The following is a 12,800-nucleotide window of genomic DNA, read 5'->3' on the forward strand; positions in this document are numbered from 1 at the left end:
TACAGGGCATTACCATTTCAATAATGTCAAGTCGCAACAGGTGTCGTTTACAGCAAAATTAATAGATGATAATTTTAGCATAGCAAGCGACAATCTATGGTTTGCTAGTTCATTTAAAAGGGAAGCGATTGCTTCCCTTTTGAAAGCTCTAACTATATATAGTGAAAAGTTCGGCATTTAACCAAAGGTGCACTAATATACTTGCGGCATAACCAAGAGCAATCACTGGGGCCCATTTCAGATGACCGAAAAAAGTATAATAACCTCGTGCTTGACCCATTAATGCAACACCTGCCGCAGAGCCAATAGACAGCAAACTACCGCCGACACCTGCTGTTAACGTAATTAATAGCCATTGACCATGGGATAATTCTGGCGACATCGCTAACACTGCAAACATTACAGGGATGTTATCAATAACTGCAGAAATAATCCCTAAAAACACGTTTGCAGTAGTTGCAGACCAGCCACCATATAACACTTCGGACATTAATGTTAGGTAACCCAAGAATCCTAAACCTCCGACACAAACAACGATGCCGTAGAAGAACAGCAATGTATCCCATTCTGCACGTGAAACTTTAGCGAAAACATCGAATGGCACTACGCTACCGAGTGATTCCAAACGTTTCTTATCGCCTTTGCTTTCAGCAAGTGCTTTTTTGCGAGCAAGCGAGCCAGGTAATGTCATGCGCAGGAAGTAACCGAAAAATTGCAAATATCCTAAGCCCATCATCATGCCAAGAACTGGCGGTAAGTGAAGTAAGCTATGACAAAGAACAGCAGTTGCAACAGTTAAAAGGAACAAACATAAAATACGAATTGCACCGCGCTTCAACTCAACGTCTTCTTGTGCAGCCCCTGGTTGTTTACGCTCAACAAAGAAGCTCATAATGGCAGCTGGTACGATATAATTAGCTACCGCAGGCAGGAAAAGTGCAAAGAACTCAAAGAACTCAACTTTCCCAGCTTGCCACACCATTAAGGTTGTTATATCACCAAATGGGCTAAATGCACCACCAGCGTTCGCTGCAACAACAATATTAATACAACATAAGTTGATGAACTTCTTATCGCCTGCTGCAACTTTCATAACAACGGCACACATCAATAATGCAGTTGTTAAGTTATCAGCAATAGGTGATATAAAAAATGATAACCAGCCAGTTAGCCAAAAGAGGGCCGGGTAGCTAAACCCTTTACGCACCATCCAAGCACGTAATGCGTCAAATACACGGCGTTCTTCCAATGCATTTATATAGGTCATGGCAACAAGCAAAAATAACATCAACTCAGCGAATTCTAGTAAGTTATGCCTAAATGCCGCTTCGGTTACACCGGGTAAATCGTTATTAATGTAATAGCTTCCGATTAATATCCAGATAAGGCCTGCAGCGACTAAAACGGGTTTTGATTTTCGCATGTGAAGCTTTTCTTCGAGCATAACAAGTGTGTAAGCCAATACGAATATAGCAATACAGATAAACCCGATAGTACTAGTTGTTAAATCAAGTGGTTGGCTACCTACAGCAGATGCAGCCATTAATGATGGTGTAAACAGCAAGCAGCTGAATAGGAGTAAACACAAATACAGCTTATTATTCATGGTGAAGCCTTGTCCTAAATTTGCAGCGATTGTTAAAAACGGGCGAACATTAACACAAAATATTAACAATTTGCATAAGACAGAGGTCTAAATGGCTAAATCTTTTTAAATACTGATAATAGATGTAAATAATGTGCGAAAGTTAGGCTGCTGACTATGTGTTGAATATTAAAATATCCATTGAATACTGGCTGATTTATGCAGCTAAACATAAAAGCCCAGCGGTCGCTGGGCTTAAAAACACATAATTTACCAAATACGAACGCGATCTTCTGGCTTAAGGTAAAGCGCGTCGCCTTCTTTAACATCAAATGCTTTGTACCATGCATCATGGTTACGCGGTGCAAGTGCACGGAAACGACCTGGCGCATGCGTACCTGCACGAAGTTGGTTAAGCATGCTTTGTTCAGTACGCTTTTCTTTCCACACTTGAGCCCATGCTAAGAAAAAGCGCTGGTCACCAGTTAAACCGTCAATTACTTCAGCTTCTTTACCATTTAAGCTTAACTTATAAGCATGGTATGCCATAGCAAGGCCACCTACATCACCAATGTTTTCGCCAAGGCTGTTACGGCCGTTAACAAAGTTATCAGGAATTGGCTCGTACTTGCTGTATTGCTCTGCAAGTTTATCTGCTTTTGCTTCAAATGCTGCGCGATCTGCATCAGTCCACCAATTACGTTGAATACCATTGGCATCTGATTTAGAACCCTGATCATCAAAGCCGTGACCCATTTCATGGCCAATTACCGCGCCGATTGCGCCATAGTTAACCGCTGCATCAGCATTAGGATCAAAGAATGGTGGTTGTAAAATTGCTGCTGGGAAAACAATCTCGTTAAATGAACTGTTGTAGTATGCATTTACACGTTGTGGTGTCATGCCCCAACGGTTACGGTCTGTTTTTTCAAGCTCTTTAGCTGCGCTTTCAGCACGGAAAAACTGACGCGTGTTTTTAATGTTGCCCATTAAATCGTCTTTGGCTATTTTTAAGCCATCAAATTCTTGCCATACATCTGGGTAACCAATTTTAGGGTTAAATGCAGCAAGTTTTGCTTTTGCATTTACTTTGGTCTCTTCACCCATCCAATCTAAGCCTTCAATACGCTCACCCAGTGCTGTACGCAGGTTTTCAACCAGTTCAGCCATTTGTGTTTTAGATGATTCTGGGAAGTAACGATTTACGTATACTTTACCAATTGCAAAGCCAAGAGACTCAGTGCTAGACATTTCACTGATTGCACGCTTCCAACGAGGGCGAGGCTCTTGTTGACCACTTAATTCTTTACCGAAGAATTCAAAGTTGTTTGCATAAATTTCTTCAGAAAGAAGGCTGGCATTACCGCGAATTGCGTGGAAAGTTAAATAGTCTTTCCATACATTAAGGTCTTCACCGTTAATTAGCGCGATCATTGCTTTAATTGGCTCAGGTTGAGACACATTTAACTGTGGTACTTTATAGCCTGTTTGTTCGAAATATAGATCCCAGTTAAAACCAGGGTATTCTTTTGCCAAATCTGCACGTTTAATTTGATTAAGGGTCAAATCACGGTTACGACGTTTCTCACGTGGCCAGTGACCTTCTGCAATTTTAGTTTCTAATGCTAAAATTTCTTTTGCGCGTTCTTCAGTGTTTTCAACACCCGCAAATTTTAGTGCGCTGGCAATATGTGCAACATAAGCATCACGTGTTTTTGCAAAACGCTCACTGTCTTCTAAATAGTATGAGCGATCAGGTAAACCTAAACCGCCAGCACCCATTGACATCTCATATTGGTTTGGATCTAAACGGTTAAACCACATACCACCCCAAATCGGTGAAGATACACCCGTTAACCAAGCATTACCAAATAGTTTTGTTAAATCATCCGTACCTTTAACAGCACTGATCTCATCTAATAAACCTTGGATTGGTGTAATGCCTTTTTTGTTGATTGTTTCAACGTCCATATAGGCATTGTAAAAGTCAGCAATAAGCTGCTCTTCAGCATTAAGATCTTTACGGCTAATAATATCGTCGATAATTTCTTTTACTTGCTTTTCACTGCGCTCCGCAAGTGCTGTAAATGCACCAAAGCGTGTTTTGTCGGCAGGCATAATGTAATTGTCGTACCAAGTACCACTTGCATACATAAAGAAATCATCGCCTGGTTTAATTTCAAGATTACGTGCTGTTAAATCAACACCAAAGCTACCTAATTCCGCTTTGTTTTGAGTTTGATTTTCGGCAACTACTGGCGCAGCAGCTTGTTGTTTTTCTACTTTCGATGTTTCAGATTGTTGGTCACCACAACCAGCAAGAAACGCAGTTGCAAGCGCAACTGCTAGCATTGATTTTTTCATTAAGATTTCCCTTAGCGTTTATTTTTTCTATTTTGCGTTAAAAACAGCAAAACTTAGCTTGTTTTTAACCAAATTAAGACAAGATAGCAAATAGAACACGTTTAATAGCACGCTGTATTGTAAATAAATATGTCTCACCCTTTGATATTTCCTTAGAGATGTTAGGTAAACTGCATGTCGGTTTTTATAATGATTAAAAGCTGGGTCGAAAACCCATTAATAATGTCAGCTTGTTTATTTCTGATAAAAAGAAGAATGTTTAAGATAATTATTATCTTCTTAAGGTGATGGTGTACTTAATTAGCTGTTTCAGTGATTACTTTGGCATAGTAAATAACACAATTATCACATCCGTTATCCTTAGAGTGCAATTGTTTCACCCTCATTTGAGATGATAAACTGGAAGTCAGTTTTGAATTTATTTAGCATGTTTAAAAGTCTAAATAGCGATTAATGAGAACTTGATCACCCAATTGCCAACTTGCATTGCCTTAACCCCAAGGTATCGTGATTTTACATTTTAGATCATTGGCGGCGACATTTGCATCTTCAGGACGAGTATGAGCATAACGGTACCACGTTTCATGCTCTGGATGAAAATAAGAAGCGATAGGTAATAAACAGACATCTATTTCACCAAACTGTTTATTTATCTCATTAAAGTGTTCGGAATAACCGCTATCACCTGCAAAAAGAGTGTTTTATTATCTTTTACAATAAGCCAACCACCCCACAGGGCTTTATTGCTTTCGTCATAAATAAAAGGAATCCAAATGCGACTATTAAAATGTTGTGCGGATATAAAATGCATATTCGTTTAGCCAATAGATGTTGTTGTAAACCAATCCATTGCCGTAATGGTTTTCATCAAAATAGGCAGCAAAGCCTAAGGATCCAAGTTTATGCGTCTCATTACCAATAAGGTTGGCATCATGTTTGTTAAACTGGTCACAATGTAAGTGCGAATACATAACCACAGTAATTGGTTTTTTGGGTGAGGGTGAATACTTGGATGCTTTTCTTTCAAAGTCATTGACTAATTCAAAAGCAATATTTGCAGGACAGTTAGAGTGGTTAAATACCGGGTCAATTAAAAGCCGCTTACCGGAATGCGTATTAACTTCAAAGCTTGCAGGACCCAACCAATTTATCGTAAAACCACTGTTACTAGTAATTAATACATTTTTGCCTTCAAACTGTCAGTTTTCCATCTCAGTTTCACATTTGATTCTTGCGCTAGCTGAGTAACAATTGTCTTAGCAACTGAAGGGGTAAGTTTTTGTACCAGGCTAACGATTTATGTAGCGACCTTCTGTTAATAGCACAGTAATTAGTTTGTCTGAGGCGAACTGTTGGTGTTGATTTGTTTGACAACTAGTCACCAAACTAAATGAGATAAAATACCAAAACAGTCGAAGTATATTCATTAATTTATGGTATTTTCAGTATGTTTTGGGCCACCACTATAGTAGGTTAAAGTGATTTTTCGCAGAGTGTAAATGACAAAACAAATTCCTGCTAAAACTGAGGTGTAAATAATTGCACTGAGTGTACCAAAAATAAAACTTAAACCTAGAGTAAACCCAAGCATGCACTCTGCTCGATAGATCTTTATCAACGGCGCAATAAACACAACAACGAAAAACAAGAGATTTGCATAATTTAAAAAGCCTAGATAAACACAACCTGAGATTGATGCTCCATAGTTAAAAGAAAGTACAAATCCAATCAAAGTCAGCGTAGTTTGGGCACGCTTATATGTGTATCTGTTAAACTCCATTTTCATTATTAAAAGAGCAACGCAGACAAAAGAAGGTATTAATATCATCGACAACCAATCGGGCAATGGAAAAACTAACGAGTTGGGAGAGAAAGTATAAATTGTTAAGGTGAAGTGTTTGGTATCTAGGTTAATGAGTCCGAATTGCAATATGCCCATCAGGGCAGTTAGAGTCCATATCAATTTATTTTTTAACATTGCTGATGCCACTTTGTCGTTTTTATACAAATAAAGCAAAACTCGAACCAAAAATAAAATGTATATAAACCTGTATGTTACATCTTAACTTTTTATTAATGTGGAGATTTTGGTTAGATTTTAGCGAAAGGGACTTGTAAATTGGTCTTTTTCACAACGTTCAATGATATAATTTTAGAACTTTGCGCTTAATTATTTTCACTATGGTATTTTCAGATTTTCGTTTAAACAAAACGCTTTTAACCACACTTCAACAATTAAATTATTTAGAGCCTACACCAATACAGCAAATGGCGATTCCTGAGGTATTGAAGGGAGCAGATTTAATAGCCCATGCGCAAACAGGCACAGGCAAAACAGCGGCATTTATGTTGCCAATTATTCATCATATTTTAGAGCAAGATAAAACGTCATCCTTGCAAAAAAATCAAGTAAGCGCACTTGTTTTAGTGCCGACAAGAGAGCTCGCTCAGCAAGTTGCTAAGGCTTCAGAAACCTATAGTCAAAACAGTCAAATTAGCGTTGCGTGTTTATATGGTGGGGCAAATATTGGCCCGCAAGAAAAACAGCTCGCAAAAGGTGTACAGGTTGTGGTTGCCACGCCAGGGCGGTTGCTCGACCATTTAATTAAGGGCACTGTCGATTTATCCCATCTAACTCATTTAGTGTTTGACGAAGCCGATCGCATGTTAGATATGGGGTTTATCGGAGAAATAAAACGTATCATGCGACGTGTTCCTGAAAAAAGGCAAACATTATTGTTCTCAGCTACGGTTGATGAACATGTAATTAAGAATGTAAGTCAATGGCTAAACGACCCACAACGAGTTGGAGTCGATGCGCCAAATACGGCTGCAACAAAAGTTGAACAATTATTTTATGCTGTAGATGAAGAACGCAAACGCGAATTAATTGCTTACACCATAGGTAAAAATAATTGGCATCAAGTGCTAGTATTTACCCGTACCAAAAATTATGCCGATGAATTGGCTAAAGAACTTAATAAAGACGGACTAAAGGCACAGGCAATTCATGGTGATAAGTCACAAGGAGCGAGAAATAAAGCATTAGAGCAATTTCGAGATGGTGAACTGCGTGTGTTAGTTGCAACCGATGTTGCTGCGCGAGGCATTGATATTCCATCGTTAGATTTCGTTATAAATGCTGAATTACCTTATGTGGCAGAAGATTATGTGCATCGAATTGGTCGAACAGGGCGAGCGGGTAAAGCAGGCACTGCAATTTCACTTGTTAGCTTAGATGAAAACTGGCTACTTGAAGAAATAGAAGTACTACTTGATGAACGTCTTACCCCGCAATGGTTAGCCGGCTTTGAGCCAGACCTGACACGTGAACCAAAAGACAACCGAAAGAACACGGCAAAATCACGAAAACAGCGTGATAAAAAGCGTATTTTAGGTCAGCGCAATCATAGGCGAAAAAAGAATAAATAGTGATATTACTGATTGCTTTTTCACAATAGAGGAACACATCACGCTGAGAGGTAGTATATCTATTAATTAATGTATTAAGTTATGTTTTTCATAAAGTTATCTTGAATCAAAATAAAATGTAATGTTCAGATTCAATTTTATTAGAAACTCAGTAACTACACATAATTGAATAACTCACACGTTAAACTTGTGATCATAGTAAGGCCACTTAAAGATAATAAGGCTGAGAGTGACATTTTATTTGCGCTTCTACATTAATTAGAATTTAAGTTAAGAAGCGCATTACAAGGAAATATATTAAAAACCGTAACTATCAAAGCTAAAATACAAAGCTAAAATAAAAATTTTTTACTTTATAAAATAGCCAATTGTTTGCCAATTGCTGTCAATAAACACCATAGATAAGGTTTCAATGCTTTGCGATTTATTTTCGTATTGTGTGTTAAATTGGAAAACTTTATAGCGACCATCAGGCATACCAGGTAGTTTTGTGTGTTCGGTCACCTCTACTAAGGTTCGATTTATTAATTTGCCAAGAGGAAATCGAACCTGCTCCAAAGCTGTTTGCCATTGTTTTTCATTTACAAGTTTTTGAAATCGTTCACTGGTGCCTTGCCAAGATGTTGCGTACTCGCCTTTATCAATGAGGGTTAGCCACTCATTTGCAGATGGTTCTATTTTAAGTTGGCTTGCAAATAGATTAGCCGAAAATAACAGTAAAAAAATTAAATACTTCATAGTTTAGTGTGTCCTTTTAAGTTGTTTTTGTTGGTATTTTTTAACTACCATTTTCTTTATATTTTTCTTTATTTCTCGCGCCTATTTTGTATAGCAGCGGGCGCAGTGCACGTCGTAATTTTGGGAAAAGATAAGCAAGTGTGGTGAGTTTGCCACTAAACCATGGCATTGCTATTTCTTCTTTTTCATTAATGGTTAGTGCAACAATAGCACTCGCAACATCAATTGCACTACTCATAGGTTGTGAATAGACTATATCTTCCACTTCGTCTATTTCGTCCATTATAAAACCGGTATTAATCGGACCCGGTGATACAACAGCCACTTTTAGATTGTATTGTGTTAATTCATCGAACAATGAATAGGTAAATGCTCTTAATCCTGCTTTGGTTGCAGCATAAACTGCGGCGCCTTGCAGTGGTGCACGACCCGCAAGTGAGCCCACCATGACGATTGCACCATTATTTGATTTTTTAAGATAAGGTAAACACAAGCTGGTTAAGGTAAGTGGTGCTGTTAAATTGACCTGAACCATATTAGTCACTTGTAAGGGGGACAGACCTTGAAATTCCCCTCGATGATGCAGACCTGCATTATTCACAAGGACATCTATTGAACCAAAGGTGTTAATTACGTCATCAACGAGCGTAGCAAGGTTATTAATATCACCAATATCACAAAGGAATATTTCGGCATGAGCATATTGGTTAATTTGTTCAGCAAGTTCTTTTAGTGGGCCTTCGTGCCTTGCAACTAGCGCGATATTCGCTCCTAGTTTTGCAAATTGTTTCGCTGTCTCAGCGCCGACACCTTTAGAAGCACCTGTTATTAAAACCGTTTTATTTTTATAATTATTCATTTCAATAGCCATTCAAGGTACATTAAAGCAAGATTGATGTTTAATTTATCTGAAAATGTATGGAAACACTATTAGCACTTATTGGTTTGTTAATCACATTATTTATCTTAGGCGGTGTGATCGTAGCATGGATCAGCTTTGCCAAAATACGAAGTGCAGATGAAAAAATAAAGGAACTGACACTTGCAGTGCTTCATTTAAAGTCGCTGGTAAAAAAATTAAGTGATAATGTTACTGAAAACCAATTGAGCCAATCTCCGCCCACTGAATTTGAAAATGAATCTCAACCGGCACAACAATCTTCGAAACCCATCTTGCACGAAGGTTCACCAGAATATCAAGCAAGAGAAACAGAGAATCTAAAAGCCACAGCTACGAATAAACCGCCTATTGAGCAAGAAAATAAAACAAAAGTAAGCTTGGCAGAGCGCTTAGAAATGTTTCTAGCTAACAATGGGTTACTTTGGATTGGTGGTGTAATTCTCGCCCTTGGTGGTGTGTTCCTTGCAAAGTATTCAATTGAATCTGGGCTTATTTCAATTACTGTAAGGTTAATCATTGGTGGCGTTTTTGCCACTTCACTTGTTGTACTGGCAGAGTATCTCTATCGAAAGCATCAAGGAAATGCAGAGTATATTACTACCTGTGCGGCGCTAGCGAGTGGTGGGGTGATCACAGGCTTTGCCCTCGTGCTCGTTACCTTTAGTTACTATCAGTTTATTTCACCTTTTATTGCGTTTGCGGGACTTGGTGTAATATCGCTTTTAGCCACAGCGTTAGCGCTGCGGTTTGGTCCATTACTCGCGGTAATAGGCATTATTGGCGCTTATGCGGTACCTGCATTAGTGAGCACAGGCAGTAATAATGTGTTTGCTCTTCTATTATATGTAAATTTTGTTTCACTGGCTGCTATTTGGGTGGTTCACAAGGTAGCTAAGCAATGGCTATGGTGGCAAAGTTTTGTCGGCCATTTTTTATGGTTGAGTATAAGTGTTTTTATCGCGGATAATGCCGATATTTGGATAATTTTAGCGACAATTTTCGTTGGCTTGTACTTGTATGTAGTTTCAAGTGTTTTGGGCTGGCGATTGACTCGTATTAATGCAGAAGCACTGCCAATAAAAATCTTATTAATGCCAAGAAAAGAACAGTTAGCAATTGTGCTAAGTGTTTTATTACTTTCTTTATTTTATATATTACACAGCTTTAATAGCAGCTTAATTATTGTCACCATACTATTAAGCTGCTTATGTTTGTACTTACCACTTAGGCACAGTGCTTTTGATTTATGGCCATTTGTGTCATTACTTTTTAATTGTTTTGTCATTCTAAACTACCCACCGCCAATTGAATTAACTGACTCAATGCTTACTTTTTCAGGCATGTTTTTATTTGCTCAGGTGATGGCGATTAGTTACTTCGTGTATGCAGTTGTTTTTCAAAAGGTACACAATGAGCGGCCAAGTTTTAGCTTGCTGTTAGCAACAGGCCCCGTATTACTGTTTGCTCTTTCGTATATTGTTGCTCCGAACGAAGTTGAAACAGCGTTGTATTCACTTTGGACGCTATATTTGGTGATGATAGCCGGCTACGCATTATGGCAAACAACTAGATCTAATCATGTAATGGCTAAAATTACTTTCTGGATTCTGGCAAATACTAATTTGGCTTTAGTAGCATCCATGTGGCTAAATGCGAGCACATTAACCTTAGCAATCTGTAGTCAGCTTGTACTTATCGCCTATGGTCAAAAGCGCTTTAGTATAGATCTGCCATTGTGGTTAAGCAAAATTGCACTAACACTTGTGATGACTCGAATTACGCTTTCGCCATGGACTGCAAAGTACAGTAATGAAACAATTGTTGGTGTACATTGGAGCTTAATTGTTTTACCAATAATAACAGCCTTAGTGTACTTTGCTTATAGACTGCATACCAACCTAGCGCTAAAAAAATGGTATGAAGGTGCTTTAGTTCATTTAGTTGCGTTGTTTGTAACAACTGAAACAAGTTATTTTTTAGTTGGGCGTTATCCTGATTTTAATAATCTTAATTTTGCTGAACTTGCTGTTTTATCGATGAACTGGCTACTGCTTGCGGCTGTGTATTGTTGGCGATATAAATTAAATGAGCGAAAGCTTTACTTATATGCTGCGTTAGGCATTACAATTGCAAGTGCTTTGGCGCATGTTGTGATTAATACACACTATAACCCGTTTTTAACGTCTATTGCAGTTGGTGAATACTTCTTTTTAAATTGGTTACTAGTAATTTGGGCAGCACCTGCAATAGTACTTGGCGTTGTTTATCACTTTAATCTTCAGCCAAGCATTTTAAAAATTAGTAAACAAAAATTACTATTGCCCTTAATTGCAGTCTTTGGTTTTTTATTTATAAACGGTGTGATACGTGACTATTTTCAAGTTAATCAAATTTGGCTCAAGCTTTCGACCAGTCAGGCTGAAATTTACGCCTATTCAGTGGTTTGGTTAATGATTGCTGCTGGCTTTATACTTTTAGGGCAACAAAGGAACAAAGCAGTACTTTATCAATCCGGATTTGTTATATTGCTGGTTGTAATATTAAAAGCATTTTTATTTGATATGGCGCATTTTGATGGGCTTTATCGAGCTATTTCGTTTATTGGTTTAGGATTATCGTTAGTTGCTTTAGGCTGGTTATTTACTCGTTTCAAGTTGTCTAACAAAGAGGATGTTAAATGATCGTTCTGATCATCATTTGTTTTATTATGTGGCTTTTTATGATGTGGCTGACATATTCAAAAAAGTTAAACAGTGTTAACCACTTAATCACGAAATCTGAGGGTGTCTTATATGTTCGAGATACACCTATTGCGCGATTAATAAAAGGTTTGTCGGTATCGATAGCAATAGATGAAATAAGGCAAATCGAAGCAACGAATACGCATGTGATCCTGCGTACTGCAAAGAGCTCGGTTGATCTCTTTATCAACCATCGTTTTATTAATAATGTACTTGATTATCTCAAAGAGGAATTGGACGAAATCGAGATAAAAGATTTGCGCCCAATTGGTAAGTAAAGCGCTATTTACTTAGCGCTTGCTTTAATTTACTGCCTGCTTTAAAACTGACTTTATTTTGCCCTGCAATCGTTATTTGTTCACCAGTTTGTGGGTTTCGCCCTTGTTTTTCTGGGTGATAGCTCAATGAAAAGCTGCCAAAGCCAGGTAATTGCACTAAGTCACCTTCAGATAAAGAACGAATAATAGTATTCATTAGGCTTTCTACAATCAGTTTTGATTTTGCTTTTGTAATGTCATTTTGTTTTGCAATTTCATCTATTAGTTGGGATTTATTCATAATAGCGCCCTTAAAAAGCGGCAAAGGCTAATCGTCTGTTGTCTAGGAGTCAAGTACTCTGGTGTTTGTAGCGGACTTTCTTAGCAAAAAAGTGTGATAGGAAAATGTGATCGGGTTTTAGTTCAATTGCGTAAATTACAGATGACAGAGTTAATTGCGTTGTTAGAGAAATTTATGGAATTATTAGTTTCTGTATTAGCCTATCAAAAAGCCCGTGACGAAGGCAGAAAAGATCCCATTGAGCGAGATTTTGAGTGGGCAGAGCTAAACTTAAGTTATTTTGAAAGTCATAAATGTGAATTCGGTTTATGCGATAACATTGAAAGCACAGCTTCTCCTTTGGATTAACTATTTTTTGTAAGGGAACTCAAACACGTTTTACTAATAAATCATTCAATAGCTCTTTTAATGGTGTTTATTAAATAAACAGATGTTCACACATCTTTATTTTTTCTGACCGTTCGAAATCAATTTTAACCGT

The 12,800-nt window shown here is 37.9% G+C and carries 11 protein-coding genes; 4 read left to right on the forward strand and 7 right to left on the reverse strand.

Going from position 1 to position 12,800, the window contains the following annotated elements; genetic code table 11:
- Positions 1-148 precede the first annotated feature (148 nt).
- From nhaD to ABYD77_RS01130, 4 genes are all read right to left on the reverse strand, one after another.
- Positions 149-1,606: a sodium:proton antiporter NhaD gene (gene nhaD / locus ABYD77_RS01115; protein ID WP_372766164.1), complete on the reverse strand. Its 1,458-nt coding sequence runs from the start codon at positions 1,604-1,606 to the stop codon at positions 149-151.
- 249 nt (positions 1,607-1,855) lie between these two features.
- Complete coding sequence (locus ABYD77_RS01120) at positions 1,856-3,949, reverse strand: M13 family metallopeptidase (RefSeq protein WP_372766166.1); 2,094 nt, start codon at positions 3,947-3,949, stop codon at positions 1,856-1,858.
- Positions 3,950-4,731: 782 nt separating this feature from the next.
- Positions 4,732-5,091, reverse strand: a complete 360-nt coding sequence (locus ABYD77_RS01125; protein ID WP_372766168.1) for a hypothetical protein — start codon at positions 5,089-5,091, stop codon at positions 4,732-4,734.
- Between the two features lie 284 nt (positions 5,092-5,375).
- Positions 5,376-5,927: a hypothetical protein gene (locus tag ABYD77_RS01130; RefSeq protein ID WP_372766170.1), complete on the reverse strand. Its 552-nt coding sequence runs from the start codon at positions 5,925-5,927 to the stop codon at positions 5,376-5,378.
- Between the two features lie 203 nt (positions 5,928-6,130).
- Here ABYD77_RS01130 and ABYD77_RS01135 point away from each other — a divergent pair, with 203 nt between their 5' ends.
- The gene (locus tag ABYD77_RS01135) at positions 6,131-7,381 is read left to right on the forward strand and encodes a DEAD/DEAH box helicase (protein WP_372766228.1); all 1,251 of its coding nucleotides are present in this window, start codon (positions 6,131-6,133) and stop codon (positions 7,379-7,381) included.
- Between the two features lie 348 nt (positions 7,382-7,729).
- On the opposite strand, the gene ABYD77_RS01140 is transcribed toward ABYD77_RS01135, so the two are convergent.
- The gene (locus tag ABYD77_RS01140) at positions 7,730-8,119 is read right to left on the reverse strand and encodes a DUF4019 domain-containing protein (protein WP_372766172.1); all 390 of its coding nucleotides are present in this window, start codon (positions 8,117-8,119) and stop codon (positions 7,730-7,732) included.
- A 40-nt stretch (positions 8,120-8,159) separates the two neighbouring features.
- Positions 8,160-8,978, reverse strand: a complete 819-nt coding sequence (locus tag ABYD77_RS01145) for an SDR family NAD(P)-dependent oxidoreductase (protein ID WP_372766174.1) — start codon at positions 8,976-8,978, stop codon at positions 8,160-8,162.
- A gap of 59 nt (positions 8,979-9,037) precedes the next feature.
- Between ABYD77_RS01145 and ABYD77_RS01150 the strand changes: the two genes are divergently transcribed.
- Together ABYD77_RS01150 and ABYD77_RS01155 are read left to right on the forward strand one after the other, a co-directional pair.
- A complete protein-coding gene (locus tag ABYD77_RS01150; protein WP_372766176.1) occupies positions 9,038-11,701 on the forward strand; it encodes a DUF2339 domain-containing protein in 2,664 nt (887 codons plus the stop codon).
- Complete coding sequence (locus ABYD77_RS01155) at positions 11,698-12,039, forward strand: hypothetical protein (protein WP_372766178.1); 342 nt, start codon at positions 11,698-11,700, stop codon at positions 12,037-12,039. The genes ABYD77_RS01150 and ABYD77_RS01155 overlap by 4 nt, the downstream gene beginning before the upstream one ends.
- Before the next feature lie 4 nt (positions 12,040-12,043).
- On the opposite strand, the gene ABYD77_RS01160 is transcribed toward ABYD77_RS01155, so the two are convergent.
- Positions 12,044-12,319, reverse strand: coding sequence for an HU family DNA-binding protein (locus ABYD77_RS01160; protein ID WP_372766180.1), 276 nt, complete (start codon positions 12,317-12,319; stop codon positions 12,044-12,046).
- A gap of 174 nt (positions 12,320-12,493) precedes the next feature.
- Here ABYD77_RS01160 and ABYD77_RS01165 point away from each other — a divergent pair, with 174 nt between their 5' ends.
- A complete protein-coding gene (locus ABYD77_RS01165; protein WP_372766182.1) occupies positions 12,494-12,667 on the forward strand; it encodes a hypothetical protein in 174 nt (57 codons plus the stop codon).
- Positions 12,668-12,800: the final 133 nt, after the last annotated feature.

Origin of the sequence: Pseudoalteromonas sp. (assembly GCF_041629635.1) — a bacterium.
Lineage (GTDB): Bacteria > Pseudomonadota > Gammaproteobacteria > Enterobacterales > Alteromonadaceae > Pseudoalteromonas.

Bases quoted from the DNA above. Each gene is read 5' to 3' on its own strand.
- nhaD (WP_372766164.1), bottom strand. From the start codon at position 1,606: ATGAATAATAAGCTGTATTTGTGTTTACTCCTATTCAGCTGCTTGCTG.
- ABYD77_RS01120 (WP_372766166.1), bottom strand. From the start codon at position 3,949: ATGAAAAAATCAATGCTAGCAGTTGCGCTTGCAACTGCGTTTCTTGCT.
- ABYD77_RS01130 (WP_372766170.1), bottom strand. From the start codon at position 5,927: ATGTTAAAAAATAAATTGATATGGACTCTAACTGCCCTGATGGGCATA.
- ABYD77_RS01135 (WP_372766228.1), top strand. From the start codon at position 6,131: ATGGTATTTTCAGATTTTCGTTTAAACAAAACGCTTTTAACCACACTT.
- ABYD77_RS01140 (WP_372766172.1), bottom strand. From the start codon at position 8,119: ATGAAGTATTTAATTTTTTTACTGTTATTTTCGGCTAATCTATTTGCA.
- ABYD77_RS01145 (WP_372766174.1), bottom strand. From the start codon at position 8,978: ATGAATAATTATAAAAATAAAACGGTTTTAATAACAGGTGCTTCTAAA.
- ABYD77_RS01150 (WP_372766176.1), top strand. From the start codon at position 9,038: ATGGAAACACTATTAGCACTTATTGGTTTGTTAATCACATTATTTATC.
- ABYD77_RS01155 (WP_372766178.1), top strand. From the start codon at position 11,698: ATGATCGTTCTGATCATCATTTGTTTTATTATGTGGCTTTTTATGATG.
- ABYD77_RS01160 (WP_372766180.1), bottom strand. From the start codon at position 12,319: ATGAATAAATCCCAACTAATAGATGAAATTGCAAAACAAAATGACATT.
- ABYD77_RS01165 (WP_372766182.1), top strand. From the start codon at position 12,494: ATGGAATTATTAGTTTCTGTATTAGCCTATCAAAAAGCCCGTGACGAA.